Annotated in this window: 18 protein-coding genes and 1 other RNA gene; 7 read left to right on the forward strand and 12 right to left on the reverse strand. The window is 60.7% G+C overall.

Annotated features, from left to right (window positions below; genetic code table 11):
* The first annotated feature begins 7 nt into the window (after positions 1–7).
* Together LG409_RS01565 and LG409_RS01570 are read left to right on the forward strand one after the other, a co-directional pair.
* On the forward strand, positions 8–757 hold the full coding sequence (locus tag LG409_RS01565; RefSeq protein ID WP_227407465.1) for a transporter substrate-binding domain-containing protein: 750 nt from the start codon (positions 8–10) through the stop codon (positions 755–757).
* Positions 712–2,568, forward strand: coding sequence for a putative bifunctional diguanylate cyclase/phosphodiesterase (locus LG409_RS01570; RefSeq protein ID WP_227407466.1), 1,857 nt, complete (start codon positions 712–714; stop codon positions 2,566–2,568). Before LG409_RS01565 ends, LG409_RS01570 begins: the two co-directional genes overlap by 46 nt.
* A 118-nt stretch (positions 2,569–2,686) precedes the next feature.
* Here the strand turns inward: LG409_RS01570 and nhaD are convergent, their stop codons facing one another.
* From nhaD to LG409_RS01600, 6 genes are all read right to left on the reverse strand, one after another.
* Positions 2,687–4,165, reverse strand: a complete 1,479-nt coding sequence (gene nhaD, locus LG409_RS01575; protein ID WP_096921589.1) for a sodium:proton antiporter NhaD — start codon at positions 4,163–4,165, stop codon at positions 2,687–2,689.
* Between the two features lie 240 nt (positions 4,166–4,405).
* Positions 4,406–6,019, reverse strand: a complete 1,614-nt coding sequence (locus LG409_RS01580) for an ABC transporter ATP-binding protein (protein WP_144984309.1) — start codon at positions 6,017–6,019, stop codon at positions 4,406–4,408.
* Entirely contained in the window at positions 6,012–6,851 is an 840-nt protein-coding gene (locus LG409_RS01585) for an ABC transporter permease (RefSeq protein ID WP_100731973.1), read from the reverse strand. The genes LG409_RS01580 and LG409_RS01585 overlap by 8 nt, the downstream gene beginning before the upstream one ends.
* 45 nt (positions 6,852–6,896) lie before the next feature.
* Entirely contained in the window at positions 6,897–7,856 is a 960-nt protein-coding gene (locus LG409_RS01590; protein ID WP_016915892.1) for an ABC transporter permease, read from the reverse strand.
* Positions 7,857–7,870: 14 nt separating this feature from the next.
* Positions 7,871–9,469, reverse strand: coding sequence for an ABC transporter substrate-binding protein (locus LG409_RS01595; protein ID WP_227407467.1), 1,599 nt, complete (start codon positions 9,467–9,469; stop codon positions 7,871–7,873).
* Positions 9,470–9,488: 19 nt separating this feature from the next.
* Positions 9,489–10,256 carry an HAD family hydrolase gene (locus LG409_RS01600; RefSeq protein WP_227407468.1) on the reverse strand — a complete coding sequence of 256 codons (768 nt, stop codon included), beginning with the start codon at positions 10,254–10,256 and terminating at the stop codon, positions 9,489–9,491.
* Positions 10,257–10,567: 311 nt separating this feature from the next.
* Here LG409_RS01600 and LG409_RS01605 point away from each other — a divergent pair, with 311 nt between their 5' ends.
* Positions 10,568–10,798 carry a TAXI family TRAP transporter solute-binding subunit gene (locus LG409_RS01605; protein ID WP_264477630.1) on the forward strand — a complete coding sequence of 77 codons (231 nt, stop codon included), beginning with the start codon at positions 10,568–10,570 and terminating at the stop codon, positions 10,796–10,798.
* Here LG409_RS01605 and LG409_RS01610 read toward each other — a convergent pair.
* Together LG409_RS01610 and LG409_RS01615 are read right to left on the reverse strand one after the other, a co-directional pair.
* Positions 10,795–11,751, reverse strand: coding sequence for a calcium/sodium antiporter (locus LG409_RS01610; RefSeq protein ID WP_227407470.1), 957 nt, complete (start codon positions 11,749–11,751; stop codon positions 10,795–10,797). The genes LG409_RS01605 and LG409_RS01610 overlap by 4 nt on opposite strands.
* Before the next feature lie 100 nt (positions 11,752–11,851).
* Entirely contained in the window at positions 11,852–12,820 is a 969-nt protein-coding gene (locus LG409_RS01615) for a LysR family transcriptional regulator (protein ID WP_227407471.1), read from the reverse strand.
* Positions 12,821–12,952: 132 nt separating this feature from the next.
* Between LG409_RS01615 and LG409_RS01620 the strand changes: the two genes are divergently transcribed.
* The gene (locus LG409_RS01620) at positions 12,953–13,897 is read left to right on the forward strand and encodes a sodium-dependent bicarbonate transport family permease (RefSeq protein WP_227407472.1); all 945 of its coding nucleotides are present in this window, start codon (positions 12,953–12,955) and stop codon (positions 13,895–13,897) included.
* 77 nt (positions 13,898–13,974) lie between these two features.
* Here LG409_RS01620 and ssrA read toward each other — a convergent pair.
* Together ssrA and smpB are read right to left on the reverse strand one after the other, a co-directional pair.
* Positions 13,975–14,354, reverse strand: a transfer-messenger RNA (tmRNA) gene (ssrA, locus tag LG409_RS01625).
* A 44-nt stretch (positions 14,355–14,398) separates the two neighbouring features.
* Positions 14,399–14,890, reverse strand: coding sequence for an SsrA-binding protein SmpB (smpB, locus tag LG409_RS01630; protein WP_039181437.1), 492 nt, complete (start codon positions 14,888–14,890; stop codon positions 14,399–14,401).
* A 126-nt stretch (positions 14,891–15,016) separates the two neighbouring features.
* Here smpB and LG409_RS01635 point away from each other — a divergent pair, with 126 nt between their 5' ends.
* Positions 15,017–15,451, forward strand: coding sequence for a type II toxin-antitoxin system RatA family toxin (locus LG409_RS01635; RefSeq protein WP_039181434.1), 435 nt, complete (start codon positions 15,017–15,019; stop codon positions 15,449–15,451).
* Complete coding sequence (locus LG409_RS01640; protein WP_016915903.1) at positions 15,441–15,752, forward strand: RnfH family protein; 312 nt, start codon at positions 15,441–15,443, stop codon at positions 15,750–15,752. Before LG409_RS01635 ends, LG409_RS01640 begins: the two co-directional genes overlap by 11 nt.
* Positions 15,753–15,755: 3 nt before the next feature.
* Here LG409_RS01640 and LG409_RS01645 read toward each other — a convergent pair whose 3' ends face one another.
* On the reverse strand, positions 15,756–16,223 hold the full coding sequence (locus LG409_RS01645; protein ID WP_227407473.1) for an outer membrane protein assembly factor BamE: 468 nt from the start codon (positions 16,221–16,223) through the stop codon (positions 15,756–15,758).
* Between the two features lie 72 nt (positions 16,224–16,295).
* Here LG409_RS01645 and fur point away from each other — a divergent pair, with 72 nt between their 5' ends.
* The gene (fur, locus tag LG409_RS01650; protein ID WP_016915905.1) at positions 16,296–16,748 is read left to right on the forward strand and encodes a ferric iron uptake transcriptional regulator; all 453 of its coding nucleotides are present in this window, start codon (positions 16,296–16,298) and stop codon (positions 16,746–16,748) included.
* Between the two features lie 149 nt (positions 16,749–16,897).
* On the opposite strand, the gene recN is transcribed toward fur, so the two are convergent.
* Entirely contained in the window at positions 16,898–18,571 is a 1,674-nt protein-coding gene (gene recN, locus LG409_RS01655) for a DNA repair protein RecN (protein WP_227407474.1), read from the reverse strand.
* Between the last annotated feature and the right edge of the window lie 111 nt (positions 18,572–18,682).

The raw sequence follows: 18,682 nt of genomic DNA on the forward strand, positions 1-18,682 counted from the left end.
CGCTGCCATGCTGCGCAACGTCGATGGGCGTGCTAGACAGGCCGTTTACCAAGGTTTTCTGATGGTGGTGCTGTTCGGTATGGCATCTCCAACGCTGGCCGCAGAAATGCTGCGTGTCGGGGTTTATCACAACCCGCCTAAACTGTTTACGGACGACCAGGGGCAATTGCGTGGTGTGCTGGGTGAGCTGCTCTCGGCAATGGCCTTGAAAGAGCAGTGGCAGCTGGAAAGCGTCTCGTGTGATTTTCAACAGTGCCTGACGCTGCTGGAGCAGGATGCCATCGACCTGTTGCCGGACTTGGCGTGGAGCGAAGAGCGTGCCCAGCGCTTCGCCTTTCATGCCGAGCCCGTCATGCACAGTTGGTCACAGCTCTATCAGCCCAGCGACAGCCGCGTCGAGGCCATTCTGGACCTCGAACAACAGCGTGTTGCGGTGGTGGAGGGCTCCATCCAGCAAAGCTATCTGTTGACCGTGACGCAGCGCTTCGACATCGACGTGATGTGGCTGCCGGTGGATAGTTTCGCGGCGGGTTTTCAGGCAGTGGCGCTGGGGGATGCCGATCTGGTGGCCTCCAATCATCTGTTTGGTGACTGGCGCGCCAATGACTATGGTTTGCGTGAAACGCCGATCATTTTCCAGCCTTCACGGCTCTTTATGCCGCTTCGCCTAGCCTGGACAGCCACATTCTCGAGCGCATCGACGCCACCCTGGTGGAGTGGAAAAACGACGCTGCTTCGACGTACTACGAGACGCTGAGCGCTTGGCGCCCCCACAGCCTGCCTGCACCCTTGGCGCCACGTTGGCTATGGTGGCTGGGTGGCGTGTTGATCGTGGTATTGGTGATAGCGCTGGCGGGCAATGTCCTGCTGCGGCGACGGGAGAGCCTCAACCGGCAGCAGCTCTCTACTCACGAGCATATGCTGACCAGTATTCTGGATAGCGTGGATGCCTATATCTACATCAAGACCCCTGACCTCAAATACCGCTATGTGAACCATCAGATCTGTGACCTGTTTGCTCGGCCGGTCGATCAGATCATCGGCCAGGGGGACGATGCCTTTTTCGATGCGGCCAGCGCTGCAGAAATGGCCGAGGTAGACCGTCGGGTGCTGGCGACAGGCAAGAAAACGACGGTCGAAGAGCATAACGTGCTCCAGGGGGAAGAGCGGGTGCGTACCTTCCTTTCGGTCAAAATGCCGCTGGTCATGTCTCCGGGAGAAGCGCCCAGCCTGTGCGGTATTTCCACCGAGGTGACCGATTACCTGGAGATGCAGTCGCGTACCCATCATCTGGCGTTTTATGATGCCTTGGCCGGTTTGCCCAACCGTCGCCTGCTGCTCGAATCACTGGCCGAAGCCACCCACAGTACCTCTGGGGGCTACAGCGCCCTGCTGATCGTGGACCTCGACAATTTCCGTCTGGTCAACGACATACAGGGCCACGACAGCGGCGACCAGCTGCTCGTCAACGTGGCAGAAAACCTGCAGCAGCGGTTGACTCAGGATGCGATCTTGGCACGCTTCAGCAGCGATGAGTTCGTGATTCTGATCAATCGGCTTGGCGAGCAGCAGCATGAGGCTGCTTCCTACGTCGAGCGCGTGGCTCGGCAGTTGCTGGACACCATTTCGCAGTTGCGCAATGACCGAGCCCTACCGATCACGGCCAGCGTGGGGATCGCCCTTTTCGATGGCGCTGGCAACCCCATGAACGGGGTGTTGCAACAGGCCGACATGGCGCTGCAGCAGGCCAAATCATCCGGGGGCAATACGCTGCGTTTCTTCAATGTGGACATGCAGACCAGCGTATTGGAGCGGGCGAGCCTGGAAGGCGATCTGCACCAGGCGTTGCAGCGTCAGGAACTGGCGCTGCATTATCAGGTACAGGTGGATCATCAGGGAGTGACGACCGGCGTGGAAGCGCTGTTGCGCTGGTACCATCCCCAGCGCGGCTGGGTGTCGCCAGGCACGTTCATTCCGCTGGCCGAAGAAAATGGCTTGATCGTGCCCATTGGCTACTGGGTCTTGCGATGTGCATGCGAGCAGTTGGCCAAGTGGTCGAATCAGCCTTCCTACGCGTCGCTGACCGTCTCTGTGAACGTCAGCTCGGTGCAGTTCCAGCAGCCGGAGTTCGTGCGCAACGTGGAAGCCCTGTTGGCCGAAACCCAGGCGCCGCCGGGGCGGCTGGTGCTGGAAGTAACGGAAAGCCTGCTGATGCGAGAGCCCACGCGAGTGCGCAACACCATGCTCAAATTGAGGGCTCAGGGGATTCGCTTTGCGCTGGATGATTTCGGCACCGGCTACTCCTCCCTGAGCTACTTGAAACGCCTGCCTCTGGATGAGCTGAAGATCGATCAGTCTTTCATTCGTGAGCTGTTGACCGACAAGACCGATGCCGCCATCGTCGATACCACGATCCTTCTGGCGGTCAGCCTCGGGCTGACCGTGGTCGCCGAAGGTGTGGAGAAAAAGGAGCAGTTGGACTGGCTGAAAGGGCACGGCTGCTACCGTTATCAAGGCTACCTGTTTGGTCGTCCTACACCGATCGAGTATCTGTTCGAGTCCTACTAGCCGAGCGCGCGCAAGCCTTCGTCTCAAAACGCCTACCCCAGTGAAACGCCCACCACAGCAAAACGCCCACCCCATGGAGGGGTGGGCGTTGCCAGAACGGTGGTCAGGCCGTCAGTGCTCAGCCGTATACCGAAAAGCTGCCTGCGTTGAGCCACAGGTGCACGATGATGCTGGCAATGTAGCCCAGCAAGATGACCGGCGCCCAGCGCAGGTGCCCCATGAAGGTATAGTAGCCGCGTGCCTGGCCCATGACGGCCACGCCCGCCGCCGAGCCAATCGACAGCAGGCTACCCCCGACCCCGGCGGTCAGCGTGATCAACAGCCAGTGCCCGTGGGACATGTCCGGCTGCATGGTCAGTACCGCGAACATCACCGGAATGTTATCCACCACGGCTGACACGACACCCAGCGCAATATTGGCCCAGGTAGCGTCCCAGTTGGTGTACAGCGCGTCCGAGAGTAGCCCCAGGTAACCCATGAAGCCCAAGCCGCCCACGCACATGACCACCCCGTAGAAGAACAGCAGTGTGTCCCACTCGGCGCGGGCCACGCGGTTGAAGACGTCGAAGGGCACCACGCCGCCCAGTTGCTCAAGCTTTTTGTTGTCGCCCAGGCGGCTGTAGCGTTCGCGCTTGCGCTCCAGCGAACGGGGCAGGCTTTGGCGCAGGTAGTAGCCAAAGAACTGCAGATAGCCCAAGCCCGTCATCATGCCCAGTACCGGGGGCAGGTGCAGCAGCGTATGGCAGGCGACGGCGGTGGTGATGGTCAGCAGGAACAGCGCAATGATGCGGCGTGCACCGCGCTTGAGCTGCACGTCCTCATAGACACTGTTGGGTTTCTGGTTCTTGATGAACATGCTCATGATGACGGCAGGGATCAGGAAGTTGACCAGCGACGGAATGAACAGGATGAAAAATTCCTGAAACTGGATCAAACCGGCCTGCCAGACCATGAGTGTCGTGATATCGCCAAAAGGACTAAAAGCACCGCCCGCATTGGCAGCCACCACGATATTGATACACGCGAGATTGATAAAGCGTTTATCGCCTTCTGCCACTTTAGTAATAACGGCACACATCAAAAGTGCCGTGGTCAAGTTGTCGGCAATCGGGGAAAGCATAAAAGCCAAACCCCCGGTCAACCAGAATAGCGTGCGGTAATTGAAGCCTTTACGCAGCATCCATGAACGCAGTGCATCAAAGACTCGGCGCTCTTCCATGGCGTTGATATAGGTCATGGCGACCAGCAGGAACAGCATTAGCTCGGTGAACTCCAGCAGCGTCACCCGAAACGCATATTCCGACGTTTCCGACATGCCGTTCTGGACGTACACCCAGCCAATGAGTCCCCATATCACCCCCGCTGCCACCAGCACGGGCTTGGACTTGCGCATGTGGATCTTCTCTTCGGCCATGACCAGCGCGTAGGCCAGCACGAAGATGGCCACGGCAAAAAAGCCAATGGCAGAACTGGTCAAGTCGATCTCGCCCGTGACCGCAAAGGCGGCCGGGCTTGCCAGCAGTAGTAAAGCCGCTAACAAAAAAAGCCAGCCACGAGTCCATCGAGGCTGGCCAGGGTCATGATGCAACGTCAACATGGCGTGTTTATCCTTATAATGATGAGAAGAAAGGGGTTAATAAGCCACGCCAGTTTAACAACCTATATTGCATTGCAATACGGAATAAAACCGAATGAAAAGCGACATGACGTAAGCGATTACGTCTTTTTTTTGAAATTATCCGTTTCGCTAATAGTAAAGTACTCATAACAGTGTCATGAGTAACGGCTGTTGGGTCCCGCCCACTGCTTTAGTCGCCAATGAGCGGGAAAACGCTCGCTAGCGGGTCGCCATGGCCTCTTCCAGCCACCCCAGCTTCATTTGCGGCACCGACGCCAGCAGCGTCTGGGTGTAGTCGTCGAAGGGCGGGGCAAGTACCTCATCACGCTGTCCATAGCGGACGACCTTGCCCTGGTGCATCACCGCGATACTGTCGGCGATGGCTTTTACGGTGGCCAGGTCGTGGGTGATGAACAGATACGCCACGTTCTCTCTTTCCTGCAGACGCAGCAGCAGCTTCAGAATGCCGTCGGCCACCAGCGGGTCGAGCGCACTGGTCACTTCGTCGCAGATGATCAGCTTGGGCTTGGCCGCCAGGGCGCGGGCAATACAGACCCGCTGTTTCTGCCCCCCGGACAGCTCGGCGGGGTAGCGGTCGATGAAGCTTTCTCCCAGTTCGATCTCATCGAGCAGTTCGATGACCCGCTGGCGTCGCGCCTTGCCTTTCAGGCCGAAATAGAACGTCAGCGGGCGGCCGATGATGGTTTCCACCGTGTGGCGTGGGTTCATGGCCACATCGGCCATCTGGTAGATCATCTGCAGTTCACGCAGCGTCTCCTTGCCGCGCTCGCCCAGGGTGTTGGGCAGGGCCCGTGACTGGAAGCTGACCTGCCCCTGGTTGGGCGGCAGCAGGCCGGTGATCACCCGAGCCAGGGTCGATTTGCCCGACCCGGACTCCCCGACGATGGCCAGCGTCTGGCCAGGGCTGACCGCCATGCTGACCTCGTGAAGCACGTTGCCTGCACTGTTGCTGTAGGCGGCGCTGACCTGCTCGATGGCCAGGATCGGCGTGTCTTCCGGCGTCTTGGCCGCATGATCGATGGAGCGCACCGAGACCAGCGCCTGGGTGTAGGGCTCTTGAGGGGCCTCGATGATCTGTCGCGTCGGGCCGTACTCCACCATGGCGCCGTGACGCAGCACCATGATGTCGTCCGCCACTTGGGCCACCACGGCCAGGTCGTGGGTGATATACAGCGCGCCCACTCCCGTCTTGCTGATGGCATGCTTGATGGCGGCCAGAACGTCGATCTGGGTCGTCACATCCAGCGCGGTGGTCGGCTCATCGAAGATGATCAGGTCGGGCTCGGGGCACAGCGCCATGGCCGTCATGGCCCGCTGCAGCTGGCCGCCGGAGACCTGATGCGGGTAGCGGCTGCCAAAGTGTTCCGGGTCAGGAAGGCCCAGCTGGCGGAACAGCTCCACGGCGCGCGCTTCGGCTTCCTTGCGGCTGGCCAGGCCGTGGAGCAGGGTGGTCTCGATGACCTGTTCCATCAGCGTATGGGCAGGGTTGAACGCGGCGGCGGCCGACTGGGCCACGTAGCACACCTCTTTGCCGCGCAGCTGGCGCAGCGCCTTGGGCGAGCCGTCGAGAATGTTGCGGCCGTTGACCCAGACTTCGCCGCCCAGGCGTATGCCGCCCCGGCCATAGCCAGCCGGCGAGAGTCCGATGGTGGACTTGCCTGCCCCGGATTCGCCGATCAGCCCCAGCACCTTGCCACGCTCCAGCGTCAGGTCGACCCCTTTGACGATGTTGATCTCCTGGGGCGGCTCGCCGGGAGGGTAGGCGGTGGCATCGATGGTCAGGTTGCGAATCGTTAACAGCGTATCAGCCACTGCGGCCTCCTTTCAGATCAGTGGTGTGGCGCAGGATCCAGTCGGCCACCAGATTGACCGAAATCGCCAGCACGGCAATGGCGGCGGCGGGAATCAGGGCGGCGGGAACGCCGAACACGATGCCCTGTCGGTTTTCGCGCACCATGCTGCCCCAGTCGGCTTCCGGAGGCTGTACCCCCAGGCCCAGAAACGACAGCGACGACAAGAACAGCACGGCAAAAATGAACCGCAGGCCCAGCTCGGCCACCAGGGGCGTCAGCGCATTGGGCAGAATCTCGCGGAAGACGATCCAGCGTTTGCCTTCACCGCGTAGCCGTGCGGCTTCCACGTAATCCATCACGTTGATATTGACCGCCACGGCGCGGGAGATACGAAACACGCGCGTGGAGTCCAGCACCCCCATGATCAGAATCAACATGAGAAGGGTGCTGGGCATGACCGACAGGATCACCAGCGCGAAGATCAGCGTGGGAATCGACATCACGATATCGACCCCTCGGGAAATCAGCTGGTCTATCCAGCCGCCATAGACGGCCGCCAGAATGCCCAGCACCGAGCCAATCGAAAAGGCCAGCGCCGTGGCCAGGGCGGCAATGGTAATGGTCGTACGGGCACCGTAGATCAGCCGCGAGAGTAAGTCGCGGCCCAGGTTGTCGGTGCCCAGCAAAAACTCGGCAGACGGGCCCATCCACATGTCGCCGACGCTCTCGGACATGCTGTAGGGCGCCAGCCAAGGGGCGAATATCGCCATGATCAAGAAGCTGAAGGTCAGCAGCAGCCCGACCAGCGCGGTCACGGGCATGCGCTTCAGCAGCGTTAAGGGTTTCGACATGGTGTTACGTTCCTGTCTGGTCACTGTGGCCTGGCAAGCAGCCGGTCATTTGGGATGACGCAGGCGTGGGTTGGTCAAGATGGCAATGATGTCGGCCAGCATATTGAGCCCGATGTACACCGCCGCAAAGATCAGCCCCACCGCCTGGACCACCGGGACATCGCGCTTCGAGACGTGGTCGATCAAGTACTGCCCCATGCCTGGGTAGACAAAAATCACCTCGACCACCACCACGCCGACGATCAGGAAGGCGAGGTTCAGCATCACCACATTGACCACCGGCGCGATGGCATTGGGAAACGCGTGGCGGGCAATGATGCGAAACGAGCCCAGCCCCTTGAGCTCGGCGGTTTCGATATAGGGGGACTGCATGACGTTGAGAATGGCGGCCCGAGTCATGCGCATCATGTGAGCTAGAATCACCAGCGTTAACGTGGCCGCAGGCAGTGCGATGGCGTGCAGACGTTCACCCAGGCTCATGCCGCCATGCACCGTGGAGACGCTGGGAAACCAGTTGAGCTGGACGGCGAACAGGTAGATCAGCAGGTAGCCGATAAAGAATTCCGGCAGGGAAATAGCGGTCAGCGTGGAGCCGGAAATCACCCGGTCCGGCCAGCGGCTCTGGTAGCGCACGGCGACCAGCCCCAGCAGGATGGCCAGCGGCACTGCAACGATCGCTGTCCAGAAGGCTAGAAACAGCGTGTTGCCTGCGCGGCCCCAAAGAGACTGGGCGATATCCTGACGGTTGGACAGGGCAGTGCCTAGATCGCCTTGCAGAATGCCGCCCAGCCAGTCGATGTAGCGTGACCAAGCCGGCTGGTCGAGGCCCAGTTCCCTGCGCAGGTTGTCGACGGCCTGGGGCGTGGCGCTTTGCCCCAGAATCGACTGGGCCACGTCGCCGGGCAGCATCTCGGTGCCCGCGAAAATCAGCACCGACACGGCCAGCAGGAGCAAGAGGCCCAGCGCCAGGCGCTGGGCAATCAGTTTAAGGACAAAAGAGTTCATGGCAGCCTTCCGGGTTATGACGTCAACCAGCACTTCGAAAGCGCAAAGCCTGCCATCATTTCGCCCATCGGGTTGGCTGACCAGCCGCCCACGTTGTCCAGAGTGGCCTCGATGTAGTCATTGAACATGGGCAGAATCAATCCGCCTTCGTCGCGGACGATCATGGCCATGTCGTGGTACAGCTCGCTGCGGCGGTCTGTATCCAGCTCGCCGCGTGCTTCGCGGGCCAAGGCATCGAAGTCCTCGCGGAAGAAGCGGGTGTCGTTCCAGTCGGCGCTGGAAATGTACGCCGTGGAGTACATCTGGTCCTGGGTGGGGCGACCGCTCCAGTAGGAGGCGCAGAAGGGCTGCTTGTTCCACACTTCCGACCAGTAGCCGTCGCTGGGCTCGCGGCGGACTTCCATGTTGATGCCCGCCTGGGCGCAGCTCTGCTGAAACAGCTGTGCGGCATCCACGGCACCGGGAAAGGCCACGTCGGAGGTGCGCAGCACGATGGGGCTGTCGTGGCCGGATTTCTTGTAGTGATAGCTGGCCCGCTCGGGGTCGAATTCCCGCTGGGGAATGCTGTCGGGAAACAGCGGGTAAGCAGCGTTGATGGGGAAATCGTTGCCCACGCTGCCATACCCGCGCAGGATACGCTCGACCATGTCTTCGCGGTTGATGGCGTACTTCAGGGCCAGTCGCAGGTCGTTGTTATCGAACGGCGCCGTGTCGCAGTGCATGGGGAAGACATACTGAGCACGCCCGGAAGTGTTGTTGATCACGATGTTGGGCAGGCGCTGCACCATGTCCACCACCCGTGGCTCGACCCGGTTGATCATGTGCACCTGACCGCTCTGCAGCGCCGAGATGCGCGCCGTCGGGTCGTTGATGATGGTGATCTCGATCTGGTCGGCGAAGCCGTACTCGTCCGGGTTCCAGTAGCCATCGAAACGCTCGGCGATCTGGCGCACGCCGGGCTGGAACTCCACCACTTTGTAGGGGCCGGTGCCGATGCCTGCAGCCGGGTCCTGCTTGCCACCGCCCGGCTGAATCATCAGGTGGTAATCGGAAAGCAAAAACGGCAGGTCGGCATTGGGCTCCAGCGTGACGATGGTGACTTCGTAGGTGTCCGTGGCGCGAATCGACTCGATGCCGCGCATGATGCCCAGCGCACCCGACTGCGAGCTCTCGTCCGAATGGCGCTCCAGCGTGGCCACGACGTCGTCGGCGGTCATCTCCTGGCCATCGTGGAACAGCACGCCACGGCGCAGCTTGAAGACCCAGGTCTTGGCATCCGAGGAAGAGTCAATGCTTTCCGCAAGGCGGGGTACCAGCTCGCCTTCTGGTGAAACATTGGTCAAGGCTTCCCCCCAGGACTGCCCGAAGGAGTGCTGCACCTGGCTGGTCCAGCTGGCTGGGTCAAGGCTGTCCGTCGACTCCCCGCCTTGCATACCGGCGCGCAGAATACCGCCGCGTTGAGGAGTGCCCGAGCTGGCCAATACCTGGCTGGAGAGCAGCGAGCCAGCAAAGGGCGCGGCAATGCCCAGAGCCATGGCGCGACGCATGAAGTCGCGGCGCGACAGCTGGCCGCGTTTTGCTTGCTGGGTGAGAGACTCGAGTGTTGGATGCATGGTGTATTCCCTTGATGGATTAATGATGAGGCCGTGCGATAGTCAACTCGTCATAGTCACGAATCACGTGATCCGCGTGGGTAAGATGGGAGCCGTCCAGGTGAGGAGCGGCGCAGATACCGATGCCGGCCAGTAGACCGGCGGCTTGCCCCATGGCCATGTCGCCATTGGAGTCGCCGATGATCAGCGTACGTTGCGGCGACGTGCCCAACTGTTCGCAGGCGAGTAGCGCCATCTCCGGGTAGGGCTTGCCGCGCGACACTTGATCATGCCCCAACACGACAGAGAACGCATCGGCCAGCGAGAGCAGCTTTAGATGCAAATGCGCGTTGTGGGCGTCATCGGAGGTGACCACGGCCAGAGAAATGCCTGCCTGCCGGGCCTGCGCTACGAAGTTCATCAGGCCCTTGACGGGGGTCACGCAATTGGGCCAGTCCAGCGTGTCGGCCAGGCGGGCGATGGCATCGTGGGACAGCTGAGTAGCGTCGTTCCAAGCGATGCCCGCCTCGAACAGGCTAAGCGAGACGATGGTGGCGATGTCGTCCAGCGAGCCAATGGTCAACGGGCCGGTGGGGTCCCACAGGCGCTGCTCAGGATCGATGCCGACTCTGGGGTAGAGCGCTTGGTGCGATAGCGCGTGTGCCTCGGGCAGACTTTGGTTAAGGGTCGTGACCAGTTGGTCGAACCAACCAATCCAGAGGTCGCCGAAATTGAGCAGCGTACCGTCCTTGTCGAACAAAATGGCATCGATATCGTAAATCGCGCCGTGCAAGGTGAGTTGGGGCATAAAGTGTCAGGGCTGTGATGCAGCCATCTCATGAAGGTGACAATGGCACATAGGTTACACGGGTTTCATGACACTAGCCGTGTCAGGCAGCGTGAAAATCACCCAAACCATTACCAAGGATTTTTTTTGAACGTTCAATTGAAAATAAAAATTTATCCTGAGCATTCCTATCGTTGATGTCAAGTGGAAGGGTTCGCAGGGGTTGGCCAGTCACGTCTACATGATCAGTTTGACCGATGAGCAGGTCGAGCGCACAGGGCCGTACACCAGATCATTCCCGGCGGTACTTACCCAGGCATCGACAAGGGGTAGTGACCACGTCGTCGCCAGTCTTCGCGCTTGCCACGGTGCACATGGACGAAGACGTGGCCTACCGGTTGACCAGGACATTCTGGGAGCAGCAGGCCGCGTTGATGGAGACATCACCCTGGTGGGGCAGCGTGACTGCTGAGCTGCTGGCCCATCTGCCGGTGGACCTGCACCCCGGTGCGCTGCGCTACTACGAAGAAGCCGAGGTCGAACTACCGGAAGCGTTGCGTTAGAACACCGTGAAGCTCAGAGCAATATAAGCGCCATATCCCGCCAGCAGCGCCGCCCCTTCCCCGCGTGAAAGGCGCATGCCGGTATACAGGAACAGCAGCAGCAGGCTTGCCGAGCCCAGCATGACCCACTGGTCGAACTGACCGACGCGCGCGGCGATGGGCAGGGGTTGCAGCAGGGCGGAAATACCCAGTATGCCCAGCACGTTAAAGATATTGCTGCCCAGGATGTTGCCAACGGCAACGTCGGCATGGCGGCGCAGGGCTGCAATGACCGATACCGCCATTTCCGGTAGTGAGGTGCCCACCGCGACAATGGTCAAGCCAATCACCGCTTGCGAAATACCCACGGCCTGCGCCAGCCCGATGGCGCCGTATAGCAGCAGCTGCGAGCCGCCAATCAGCATGCCTAGCCCGACGACCAGCGCCGTGACGATCATGCCGGTAGACCTGGGGACCGCCGACACTTCCTCGGCTTCAGCGCTGTGCATCTCACCGGCAGGTTGCGGCACATTGCGCTCGGTACGATAGGCCCACACCAGATAAGCGGCCAATGAGGCCAGTAGTAGCAAGGCCTGCCATACCCCCAATGCTCCCCCCCATGAGAGCACGATGAAAAGCACGCTGGCCGCCACGACGACCACGCCATCCCGGCGCAGTGCCAATGGTTGTACGGTCATGGGGCAGATGGCGGCACACAAGCCCAGAATCAGCAAGATGTTGCCGATGTTGCTGCCCACGATATTGCCCACGGCAATATCCGGCTGTTGACGAAGCGCTGCGTCCACCGACACCACCAGCTCGGGCGCGGAGGTACCAAACCCCACCACTACCAGCCCGGTCAATAACGGAGAGACGCCCATGCGCTGGGCGCTGGCGACGGCTCCACGGATGAGCGCTTCACCGCCCAGAAACAGTAGTCCAATCCCTGCCAGCAGGCTCAGCCCATACAGCATGGTGTCGCTTCCTTGTTCAATGGCCCGACCTGGTGTCGGGCCTCATGTTGTCAACATAGCGGGATTGAAGATGGCTGCAACGTCTTTGCTTGATGATGGCTCACTCGCGCACCGGGAAGGTGGGGTAGGCCTCCAGTAAAAGCCCTAATTCGTTGCAGACGAAGCGTGGCTCGATCCATTGGCTTAAATGCTCATGCACATAGTGCAGAAAGCGCTGAGCAGTGGGGGGCAAGCGCTGGTCGTTGCGCACGATGAACTGCCAATGGCTTTCGATGGGCAAGCCAGCGATGGAAAGTACAGCCAGTTCGGAGTGCTCGTTGGGCAGCACGTGCTCTGACAATACCGCTACCCCCATGTCGGCGGCCACGCCCACGCGAATGGCTTCGTTACTGGCCATTTGCAGGGTCTTGCGCATGGTCAGGCCATGCTCCTGTAACCAGCTTTCCAGCAGCATGCGCGATGCCGAGCCGGGCTCGCGGAGCAGCAGGCGCTCGCCGAGCAGTTGCTCCATGGTCACGTTTGGCTGGCTGGCCAGCGGATGATGGGCGGCAGCAATGGCCACCAGCGGGTTGCGCATGAAGCGGGCCGCCACGGCGTGGGCCAGGGCAGGGGGGTGGCTGAAGATATACAAGTCGTCTTCGCGCCGCTCGAAGCGAGCCAGGACCTGCCGTCGATTGCCGATATTAACGGTGACGTCCACATCAGGGAACGCGTGGCTGAACGGGCCCAGCAGGCGCGGCAGCACGTACTGCGCCGTGTTCACCAAGGCAATGCTGAAGCGCCCCTTGCTGCCATATTGCAAATCGCTGAGCTGGTCCGCGAAATCATCGAAGCGCCCCAATACGTCACGGCTGGCCTGATACAGCGCCTGGCCCGTGGCGGTCATGGTCAGCCCTTGAGCGTGGTGCTCCAGCAGCGGGCTGCCAATGGCCTCGCTCAGCCGCTTCAACTGCTGCGACACGGTGGGTTGTGTCAGGTGCAGCTGCCGGGCGGCCTCGCTGATCGAGCCATGGCGCACCACGGCGACATACACTTGCAACAGACGAAAGGTTAAATGGCGGATATTCACGAAGGCAGCCTTTATACGAAGGTCAAGTTCAGGGTATAGAGAATCATCTATGCCGAGCATTCAATATATGATTAGTTGTCTTGCCGTGTACATCGCAAAATGCGGCCACTTTCATCCGATGGAGCAGCGGCGATGCCCGATATAGTGGTCATGTTTTTTCTACTTGGACTGTTGGCTGGCGCGGTCAAGTCCGACCTTCAGGTTCCCAAGGCCACCTACGACACGCTGAGCCTGTTGCTGATGCTGACCATTGGCCTCAAGGGGGGCATGGCGCTGCATGGCAACCTGCACTGGGGGCTGGTGCCCGAACTGATGGGCGTAGCGCTGCTGTCTGCGGTCATTCCCTTGATGTTGATGCCCGTGCTCAGGCGGTTGGTACGCCTATCGCCGGCGGACAGTGCCAGCATTGCCGCCCACTACGGTTCGGTGAGCGCAGGTACCTTCGCTGTGGCACTAGCGTATGTGGAGGCGCGCCAGTTGGCCGTGGGCAGCGAGGTCACCCTCTATCTGGTGGCCATGGAGCTACCCGCCATCATGATCGCCATTGCCCTGTACCGGCGCTACCAGGGCGCAGCCGTCAAGGAAAGTACCAGCAAACTGTGGCATGAAACGCTCACGAACCGTGGAGTCATCCTGCTGGCGGGCGGTGTCCTCATCGGTGCGCTTTACGGCCCCTTCCAGGGCGAAGAGGTCACCAATCTGTTTACCGGTGCCTTCAAGGGCGTGTTGGCCCTGTTCCTGCTCGAGATGGGCCTGACTGCCGCCCAAACGCTACGGCCAATGCCCTGGCATCACTGGCGGTTGGTGACCTTTGCGCTGGTCACGCCCATGGTGTTGTCGCTGATGGGGATTGCCGTGGGAGCGCTGGTCGGCCTGCCGATTGGTTCGGTGGTGATTCTCGCGACCCTGGCCGCCAGCGCCTCGTACATCGCGGCCCCGGCCGCCATGCGGGCCGCCATCCCAGAAGCCAACATCGGCCTCGCCATGCTGGCCTCGCTGGGCATCACGTTCCCGCTCAACGTGATGCTGGGCATCCCGGTCTACCACCGGCTGATCGAGTGGCTGCTGGTGTCGTAACGCCATGGTTTCTGGGCGCTTTCACCGCGCCCAGAAACGAAAAAAGCACCCGAGGGTGCTTGATTCGAAGGGGTGTCTGGTGGAGGCGGCGGGAATTGAACCCGCGTCCGCCAGCACGCGCCCATTGGCTCTACATGCTTAGATTTCGTCATTTGCTTTAACGTGTCTGACTCCGACGATCAGGATTCAGCTACGCGAGCCTTCTAAAGTTTGACGGTTGGCGAGAAGACACCACCAACCGCGGTCCTATCAGCTTTAGCTCATATCCCCGCTGCGATGAATAGGCACATCACTTTGGGGCCAGACAAGAAGCTAGCAGGGTTTAAGCTGCCAGCGCGCCTTGAGCGTAGTTTTCGTCGTTTGCGACTATTTTTCGTGATGTGGTATTTACGAGATACATCACGCTCTCGGCATGCACCGCAGGGTTTGTCACCGGCGTCGAAACCATGTCGCCCCCTTGTTCAGAGCCGCATTCTAACGTGCTCGTGCCCAATTGACCAGTTATGCCTTGTTATGTTCCCGCATAATTCGGCCTTTCTGGCGATTCCAGTCGCGGTCCTTCTCGGTGGCGCGCTTGTCATGGATCTTCTTGCCCGTCACCAGCGCCAGCTCGCACTTCACCTTGTTGCGCTTCCAGTACAGCTTGAGCGGTACACAGGTGTGGCCCTTGTCCTGCGTGACCGAAAAGATCTTGGCGATCTCCTTGCGGTGCAACAGCAGTTTCCGGGTGCGGGTGGGGTCGGCTATTTCATGGGTGCTGGCCGTGTTCAGTGGCGTGATATGGCTGCCCAGCAGGTATGCTTCGCCGTTGCGAATCAAAATATAGGTGTCGGTGAGCTGCGCTTTTCCGGCGCGCATGCTTTTGACTTCCCAGCCTGCCAGTGCCAGGCCCGCTTCGAAGGTTTCGTCGATATGGTACTCAAACCGCGCCTTCTTGTTCTGGGCTATCACGCTGCTGCCGGGGCCCTTGCTGTTACCTTTCTTAGTGGCCATGGAACCTCATCGTTGATCTGTCGTTCGCACCCCCTTCGTTATGCGGGGAGGCGTGATACCATTCAAGGTCTGTAACTATGTTTCCCATGATACGCTTTGGGCACTGTGAAGTCAGCGGAGAGGTCAATGCCAACCGTCAATCGTACCGCTTTGGTGCGCCATACCCCCCAGCAAATGTTCGATCTGGTCAATGACTTCGAACGCTATCCCGAGTTCCTGCCGGGATGCCGCCGCGCGCGTCTGCTGGAAAAGGACGATCAGCACCTGGTCGGAGAAATGACTCTGGGTCGTGCGGGGGTCGAGCAAACCATCACTACGCGCAACGACCTGCACGCACCAGAGCGGATCGAGCTTTCGCTGGTCAAAGGGCCCTTCAAGCAGCTCAAAGGCCGCTGGCTGTTCATCCCCATGGGGGATGATGCTTGCAAGGTCAGCCTGGAAATGGAGTTCGTTTTCGCCAATCGGTTGCTGAGCATGGCGTTTGGCAAGTTATTCCAGCAGATTGCCGGACAACTGGTCGATGCCTTCACCAAGCGCGCCAACGAACTGTATGGCCGTTGATGACATTGCCGTCGAGGTAGCCTTCGCGCTGCCTCACAAGCAGCGTATCGTCGCGCTGAAGGTACCCAGCGGCACCACTGCCAGAGCAGCCGTTGCCATGGCCGACCTGCCCAGCCTGTTTCAGGAACTGCCCGCCGAGACCTTCGAGCAGGCGCCGCTGGGCATCTTCGGCAAGGCGTTGCGCCACCCCGATAAGGAGCCGCTGCGCGAAGGCGACCGTGTAGAAGTCTACCGGCCGCTGCAGATCGACCCCAAAGCGGCCCGCCTGGAGCGGGCCAAACGTCAGGCCAGCGGCCAGTGACCGCTATTGGCTGATGGGCACCGGCTGCGGTTCTGGCGCGGTCTCAGGGGTGGGAGCCTGTTGGGTCGGCAGCGTTCTGTCCATGGGCTCGGTGCCCTCTACGGCAGGCCCCATGCCGCGGTCAGAGCTGACCGGCAGGTCGCTAGACAGGTCGCCTTGCTGCTCGACGTTCACCAGTCGGCCAGCGTTATCGAAGGTGAGCGTGACGCGACGCTGTTCCACGCCCCCGTACGCTTTATCGAGGCGGTATACGTAGTCCCACTGGCGGGCATCGAAGGGGGCTTCCAGCAGCGGCCTGCCCATCACATAGGTGACCTGTTCCTGGGTCATGCCCGGCTGGAGCTGGCTGACCATCTCCTGGGTGACCAGGTTGCCCTGGGGGATGTCGCGCTTGTACACGCCGACGTAACTGCAGCCGCTAACGACGGTCAGGGCAACGGAAAGAGTAATGATACGAGTCAATTTTTGCATTTGAGCCTGTTCTTCACTATCGTGGTTTCGGTCGATGATACCCGACCTAACCTGTTACTGCGAAGAGCAACCATGGCCGATCAGAACCATGAACTACGCAAAGCCGGGCTGAAAGTGACCCTGCCGCGCGTCAAGATCCTGCAGATTCTCGAAAATGCTTCGGGCCAACACCACCTTAGCGCAGAAGAAGTGTATAAAACACTGATTGATGCGGGCGAGGATGTTGGTCTGGCGACCGTCTACCGCGTGCTGACTCAGTTCGAGTCGGCAGGCCTTGTGATTCGTCACAATTTCGACGGTGGCCATGCGGTCTTCGAGATGACCCAAGAAGACCACCATGACCACATGGTGTGTCTGGAAAGCGGTGAAATCATCGAGTTCGTCGATGACATCATCGAGCGTCGCCAGCAAGAGATCGCCGAAGAGCACGGCTACGAGCTAGTGGACCACGCTCTGGTGCTGTACGTACGCCCCCGTGGGTCGGACGTCACGCGCCAGGACAGTGGCCCCACGAACCGCAAGTAGTCCGCTGCCACATGAAAACGCCCTTGGGGTGCCAGAGCAGTTCATCTGGCGCCTCAGGGGCGTTTTTGTAGGTCGCGTGATGGCCGAGCGCTGCCTTCGCCCGGCGAAGGGCAAAGGCTTGGCGTGGGTTTGGTTGAGTTTGGTTGAGCTTAGTGAGGAGGGCGCTGGCTGGCGTGCAGCATCTCGCGGGCATGGGCCAGGGTCTGGTCGGAAAGCGTAACCCCGCCCAGCATGCGGGCCAGCTCGCTGATGCGGCCTCGCTCGTCCAGCAGTGCCATGTGGGTCAAGGTGGTATCGCGTTTGGCGCGTTTTTCGATATGCAGATGCTGATGCGCCTGGGCGGCCACCTGCGGCAGGTGGGTCACGGTCATCACCTGGCCGTTTTCGCCCAGCTTGCGCAGCAGCTGGCCGACGATTTCGGCCGTCGCACCGGAAATACCCACGTCCACTTCATCGAAGACCAGGCTGGGAATGGTGGAGTGCGAGGCCGCCACGACCTGAATGGCCAAACTGATACGCGACAGTTCACCGCCGGATGCCACTTTCGCCAGCGGGCGCGCAGGCTGGCCAGGGTTGGCACTGATCAGGAACTGTACGTGATCCAGCCCTTCTGGGGTGGGCGTGTCGCGAGGGGTAACGTCGACATCGAAACGCGCCTTGCCCATGGCCAGAAAAGCCAGCTGCTGCTGGACTTCCTTGCCTAGCCGCACCGCTGCCTTTTGGCGAGCGTCACTGAGCAGCTTGGCATCGCTGCGGTAGCGCTCGCGGTAGTCGGCCACCTGGCTGCTCAGGGCCTCCAGGTCATCATCGCTGGCTTCCAGTTGCGCCACTTCCTGGCGTAGCTGGGCATGCAGAGCGCAGATTTCCTCCGGGGCGACATGGTGCTTGCGCGCAATGCGGTGCACGTCGCCCATGCGCTCCTCGACCCAGGCCAGGCGCTCGGGGTCCAGTTCGGTGGTGCTGGCCAGACGCTGCAGCTCGCTGGCGGCTTCTTCTACCTGAATGCGCGCATCGCTGAGCATGGCCAGGGTGTTGGCCAGCGTACCCTTGTCGCTGCCGGGCAGGGCGCTCAAGTGCGCGTAGGCCTGGTTCAGCAACGACAGCGCACCGCCCTCATCGTTTTCACAGCAGTCGGCGGCAAACTGGGTTTCTCGCAGGGTCTCTTCCGCGTGGGCCAGCGTGTGCTGCTCTTCTTCCAGGGTTTGCAGCTCGCCTTCGGCGAGGCCCAGCTGGTCGAGCTCTTCCACCTGATAGCGCAACAGCTGGCGCTTGGCCTCTACCTCGCTGCCCTCTTCACTGAGCTTTTTCAACCGACGGCGGGCATTGCGCCATTCACGGTAAGTCTCGGCCAACTTTTGGCTGCGCTCACGAAGCCCGGCGTAGTCATCCAGCAGCGCCAGGTGGGTTTCTTCCCGCATGAGCGCCTGATGGGCGTGCTGGCCATGGATTTGAATCAGCTGTTCGCCCAGCGATTTCAGGTCGGCAATGGTGGCCGGGTGGCCGTTGATCCATGCTTTGGAGCGCCCGCTGGCGGTAACGACGCGGCGTAACAGGCACTCGTCGGTAGGCAGCTCTCGGGCCTGCAGCCACTCGATGGCGGCGGGCAGGTGTTGAATGTCGAAGCGGGCGGAAAGGTCGGTGCGCTCGCAGCCGTGGCGCACGCTGCCTGCGTCGGCACGCTCGCCCAGGCAGAGCCCCAGTGCGCCCAGCAAGATGGATTTACCCGCCCCGGTTTCCCCCGTGATGGCGGTCATGCCACGGCTGAGGTCGAGTTCAAGGCGGTCAACAATCGCGTAATCCTGGATCGCTAGCTGTGTCAGCATGAGGCCTCCTGAGGCGGTGCATCCCGAATGCTGGATGCTTATCCAATAATTGTTGTTTTATACAGTAGTCGATAACTCACTTCAATGCCCCTCTTGAGATGGCTTTGATGG

The sequence above is a fragment of the Halomonas sp. NyZ770 genome, from assembly GCF_020616575.1.
Classification (GTDB): domain Bacteria; phylum Pseudomonadota; class Gammaproteobacteria; order Pseudomonadales; family Halomonadaceae; genus Vreelandella; species Vreelandella hamiltonii.

Coding starts and splice junctions, on each gene's coding strand:
- recN (WP_227407474.1), bottom strand. CDS start 18,571: ATGCTGACACAGCTAGCGATCCAGGATTACGCGATTGTTGACCGCCTT.
- smpB (WP_039181437.1), bottom strand. CDS start 14,890: ATGGCCACTAAGAAAGGTAACAGCAAGGGCCCCGGCAGCAGCGTGATA.
- LG409_RS01585 (WP_100731973.1), bottom strand. CDS start 6,851: ATGTCGAAACCCTTAACGCTGCTGAAGCGCATGCCCGTGACCGCGCTG.
- LG409_RS01595 (WP_227407467.1), bottom strand. CDS start 9,469: ATGCATCCAACACTCGAGTCTCTCACCCAGCAAGCAAAACGCGGCCAG.
- LG409_RS01610 (WP_227407470.1), bottom strand. CDS start 11,751: ATGCTGTATGGGCTGAGCCTGCTGGCAGGGATTGGACTACTGTTTCTG.
- LG409_RS01635 (WP_039181434.1), top strand. CDS start 15,017: ATGCCAACCGTCAATCGTACCGCTTTGGTGCGCCATACCCCCCAGCAA.
- LG409_RS01645 (WP_227407473.1), bottom strand. CDS start 16,223: ATGCAAAAATTGACTCGTATCATTACTCTTTCCGTTGCCCTGACCGTC.
- nhaD (WP_096921589.1), bottom strand. CDS start 4,165: ATGTTGACGTTGCATCATGACCCTGGCCAGCCTCGATGGACTCGTGGC.
- LG409_RS01590 (WP_016915892.1), bottom strand. CDS start 7,856: ATGAACTCTTTTGTCCTTAAACTGATTGCCCAGCGCCTGGCGCTGGGC.
- LG409_RS01620 (WP_227407472.1), top strand. CDS start 12,953: ATGCCCGATATAGTGGTCATGTTTTTTCTACTTGGACTGTTGGCTGGC.
- LG409_RS01640 (WP_016915903.1), top strand. CDS start 15,441: ATGGCCGTTGATGACATTGCCGTCGAGGTAGCCTTCGCGCTGCCTCAC.
- LG409_RS01565 (WP_227407465.1), top strand. CDS start 8: ATGCTGCGCAACGTCGATGGGCGTGCTAGACAGGCCGTTTACCAAGGT.
- LG409_RS01600 (WP_227407468.1), bottom strand. CDS start 10,256: ATGCCCCAACTCACCTTGCACGGCGCGATTTACGATATCGATGCCATT.
- fur (WP_016915905.1), top strand. CDS start 16,296: ATGGCCGATCAGAACCATGAACTACGCAAAGCCGGGCTGAAAGTGACC.